At 61.5% G+C, this 4,540-nt stretch carries 3 protein-coding genes and 1 pseudogene; 2 read left to right on the forward strand and 2 right to left on the reverse strand.

Features of this window, described 5'->3' with window-relative positions:
- Window positions 1-862: glycine C-acetyltransferase (locus tag EN969_RS18275; RefSeq protein ID WP_127419291.1), on the reverse strand; the 862-nt coding region annotated here is incomplete at its 3' end.
- Between the two features lie 331 nt (window positions 863-1,193).
- Here EN969_RS18275 and EN969_RS18280 point away from each other — a divergent pair.
- On the forward strand, window positions 1,194-3,260 hold the full coding sequence (locus EN969_RS18280; RefSeq protein ID WP_063167734.1) for an EAL domain-containing protein: 2,067 nt from the start codon (window positions 1,194-1,196) through the stop codon (window positions 3,258-3,260).
- Window positions 3,261-3,336: 76 nt separating this feature from the next.
- Complete coding sequence (locus EN969_RS18285) at window positions 3,337-4,077, forward strand: polysaccharide deacetylase family protein (RefSeq protein ID WP_081714379.1); 741 nt, start codon at window positions 3,337-3,339, stop codon at window positions 4,075-4,077.
- A gap of 71 nt (window positions 4,078-4,148) precedes the next feature.
- On the opposite strand, the pseudogene EN969_RS18290 reads toward EN969_RS18285, so the two are convergent.
- A pseudogene (locus EN969_RS18290) lies at window positions 4,149-4,540 on the reverse strand (hypothetical protein); the annotation flags it as partial.

Raw genomic sequence — 4,540 nt, forward strand, 5'->3', positions numbered from 1 at the left:
GCTCGAACACCTTGATCGAAGCGCCGGCGATCGCCGGCATCAGCGTGTTGGAAAAGAGATACGGCCGTGAGCGCTGGCGCAACCAGTCGACCACCTGGCTTTTGCCCGAGGTGTAACCACCGGAGGCCCCACCAAGTGCCTTGCCGAGCGTCCCGGTGATGATGTCGACCCTGCCCTCGACGCCGCAATGCTCGGCCGAGCCGCGGCCGTTCTGACCGACGAAGCCGACGGCATGGCTGTCGTCGACCATCACCATGGCGTCATACTTCTCGGCGAGGTCGCAGACACCCCTGAGATTGGCGATGATGCCATCCATCGAAAACACGCCGTCGGTGGCGATCAACCGGAAGCGGCAGTCCCGGGCTTCCTTCAGGCGCGCCTCGAGATCGGCCATGTCGTTGTTGGCGTAGCGGAAACGTTTGGCCTTCGACAGCCGCACACCATCGATGATCGAGGCATGATTCAAGGCATCCGAAATAATGGCGTCTTCCTCGCCCAGCAGCGTCTCGAACAGGCCGCCATTGGCATCGAAGCAGGAGCCGTAAAGGATGGTGTCTTCCATGCCGAGGAAGGAGGAAATCGTGGCTTCGAGTTGCTTGTGCTCTTCCTGCGTGCCGCAGATGAAGCGCACCGATGCCATGCCGTAGCCATAGCGGTCGAGCGCCTGCTTGGCAGCATTGCGCAAATCGGCGCTATCGGCGAGGCCGAGATAGTTGTTGGCACAGAAATTCAACACCTTGTCGCCGCCGACCTCGATCTCGGCCGACTGCGTCGAAGTGATCACCCGCTCCGACTTGTAGAGGCCTGCCGATTTGAGCCCCGCGAGCTCGCTGTCGATGTGGGAGAGGAATGCTGCGGTCATGACCTAGCCTCGTTTGATGTGGGCCGACTGTCGTCTCGTCCGCGCGAAAAATCCATCGCAAAAACGACCGGATCGGTGGCAAGCAGCACGATGCGGCCCCGATGTCGATCATCACGCGGCCGAGGAACGACGCCACGACAAAGGTTCTGGCCGATGACCGCTCAAATGCCGGTACGGTGCTAAACGAGCCGATAACCATTCCGCGATCTTTCCACGGCCGCCCCTTGCCGGACAGCCGTCGATTTCCGGTCCTGTTAACGTTTGCAGTTCAATGGTGCTCATACAAGAATCCCTAGGCAAGAATCCTTAGGCGAGAGGGCCGCCCCCGAAAATGTCGCAGCAGCCGGTGCAAACCGTTTCAGGCAAGCTCATACTGCTGATCAAGGCTGGCTATTGGCTGGCCCTGCTGATCATTGCGGCCATGGTGATCGCCTCCTTCATCCTGCTGCAGCAGATGATGGCCACCCAACAGCACAATCACACCTTGCTCGACATCGTCAGCACACAAAAGACGCTGTCGCAGCGCATCGTCTTCCTTGCCAGTGCAACGGGTGCCGGTTCACGCGACAAGCAACCGGCGCTGGTCAGCGCGCTCAAGCAGGCAACGGCGGAGTTCGAGACCAACTACGACCTGCTGCTCGATCAGACAGGAGCCGATCCGCAATCGCCGGCCAAGCTCGACCCGAAGTCGATCGAAAGCGTCCTCTTCGCCAAGCCCTTCCACCTCGACTATTTCTCCGTCGGGCTGATCGCCAATGGCGACCGCCTGATCTCGGCCTATGAATCGCAATTCAACGGCAATGGCGGCTACAAGGGCGGCGGCGAACGCGTCAATCTCGACGCCTCAGTCGCCAATGCGACCTTGTCGGGTTATGCCGCGCTCGGCCAGCGCATCACTGCCGACGCCGACGACCGCTCCGAGAAGCTGCTCGCTCTCCATCGCACGCTGTTCTACGCCACAATCGGCGTCATCATACTGGTGGCGCTCTTCATCTTCAGGCCGATGTCGAACGCCATCCTGCGCAAGACGCATGAACTGATCGACGCGCGCAATTCCATGGCCTTCATCGCGGTTCATGACGGCCTCACCGGCCTGCACAACCGCACGTTCCTGACCGATCATTTCGACACGCTGATCAAGGGCACGCACCGGCGTCGCGAACGCCTTGCCGTCGTCCAGCTCGATCTCGATCGGTTCAAGCAGATCAACGATACGCTCGGCCACGCCGCCGGCGACTATGTGCTGGTCGTCACGGCACAGCGCATGCGCGATTCCTGCCGGGCGTCGGATCTGTGCGTGCGCCTGGGCGGCGACGAGTTCGTCATGATCCTCGGCGGCGCCGGCGGCACCGAAGACATCAACATGCTGGCGCGGCGCATCTTGGCGCACATCAACGAGCCGATCGTCTTCCAGGGCACGACCATTCTCCCAGGCGCCAGCGCCGGCATCGCGGTCTATCCGATCGACGCCGACAATGCTGGGGATTTGCTGGTCCATGCCGACCTGGCGCTTTATTCCGCCAAGAAGCTTGGCGGTGGCAACTTCTCCTTCTTCTCCGAGGAACTGCGCCGCGAACTCGATTATCGCAAGCAGCTCGAGCACGACATCAAGGTCGCCATCGCGGAGCGGGCGTTCCAGGTCTATTTCCAGCCGCAGGTCTCGCTGACCAACGGCACGATCAGCGGCATAGAGGCGCTGGTGCGCTGGAACCATGCGGAGCGCGGCATGATCCCGCCCGGCGAATTCATCCCGGTCGCCGAGAAATGCGGCTTCATGCCCGAGATCGGCCGCATCGTCATCACCAAGGCGATCAACGAGGCGGCCGAATGGAATCGCGCCGGCATTGCCTTCGGACGGCTTGCCGTCAATGTTTCCGGCACCGAGCTGCGCGAGCACGATTTCGATGCGTTCTTGTTCGAGACGCTGGAAAAGGCTGGGCTGCCGCCGCAAAAACTGTCGCTGGAAATCGTCGAATCCGTCATCCTCGACGACGAAAAGACAGGCATCGCCGCCAAGCTGCGCCACATCAGGGCAGCCGGCGTCCATCTCGAACTCGATGATTTCGGCACCGGCTATGCTTCGCTCAGCCATGTCAACCCGAACGAGATCGACCGGCTGAAGATCGATCGCCGCTTCGTTCAGAACATCCATGAGAATGGCGACAACTCGAAGATCGTGCGCGCCATCACCGAGCTGGCGCGTGGCCTCGGCATCTCGATCGTCGCGGAGGGTGCCGAAACCGAGGCCGAGCTCGATTCGCTGATGGCGATCGGCTGTGACCAGGTGCAGGGCTACTCCATCGCCTTCCCGATGCCGCACGACAAGGCGCTGGAATGGCTGACCGCTCGCATGCCGAAGAAGGCCAAGCTGACGGTGCTGCAAGGAAGCCTGGCATAGGTACGGCCGGGCTGCCTTGACAACCGCGTGTGAAGATGGCCGCCTTGTCGTGATCGCAACAGGGATATCGGGGCTGATGACACCGTTTCGGTTTGCCCTTGCGGCACTGCTGATCTTTGCGGCCCCCGCCCAGGGCGCCGATCGCACCATCTATCTTACCTTCGACGATGGGCCGCTGAACGGCACAAGCAACATCCTCGACGTGCTGGAGGCCGAGCAGGTTCCTGCAACCCTATTCATGGTCGGCATGCACGCACAGGCGAGCGCTGCCAACAGAGCGCTCGTCCAGCGCGCCAAGCAGCTTCCTCTGGTGACGCTCGGCAACCACAGCTACAGCCATGCCTACAATCACTACCGGCATTTCTACGGCGACACCGAGGGTGTCGTCGCCGACATGGTACGGGCAAACGCGGTGCTCGGCTTGAAGCCCGTGGTGCATGCAAGGCTGCCGGGGCGCGACGTGTTCAGGCTGCCCTCCATGTCGAAGAACGACACTTCGCTTGGCCTCGCCCAGGAGGGGCATGAAGAGCCCGACTACGAATTTGTCGCGGCCTCAGGCTTCTATCTCTACGGCTGGGACCATGAATGGGTGCACAAGGACAACGGCGAGCCGGTGCAGAGCGTCGACCATCTGGTCAGCGAGATCGATCATCTGTTCGGCTATGGCCGCTTCGTCAAGCCCGGCAAGCTGATCCTGCTGATGCATGACGAGATGTTTCAGGACGGCTTCGACGGCAAGACGAAGCTGACCAATTTGATCGCCGCGCTGAAGCTGCGCCGTTACGCCTTTGGGGCAATCCAGGGCTACGACGACTGAACCGGTGAGGACGGCGAGTTCTTCAGCGGATGTGCATCGGTACCCGATGCTGTCGCATGGCCGGCAAGGCGTCAAAGCACCTCGATCGACTCCCCGCGCAGCTTGTGCCGACGCAATTTGATGTATGTGCGCAAATTAGGCGTCATCTGAAAGCCCACCAGCTTCGTCTCCTGGAGGGGAGCAGCCCACGCCATCGTCTCGTAGCGGGCGCCGTAACCTTCGATGGTGGCGGCAAGATTTTCGCGGCCCAGATTCCTGGCCAGAGTGGCGCAGGCAGCAACCCTCGAACGAATCGACTGGCCGTATTTGGGCGCAAACGCCAGTCCGCCGTCCGCCAGGTCATCGACCTCATGGGCAAGCGCCAGGAACAGAATGTCCTCGTCGCCGGTCGGCACACCTTTGTCCACAATGCGCTCGGGATCTCCCGTGTCGAATTTCAGTCCGACCACGCGAGCGACAAGAC

Source organism: Mesorhizobium sp. M7A.F.Ca.CA.003.01.2.1, assembly GCF_003998945.1.
Classification (GTDB): domain Bacteria; phylum Pseudomonadota; class Alphaproteobacteria; order Rhizobiales; family Rhizobiaceae; genus Mesorhizobium; species Mesorhizobium ciceri.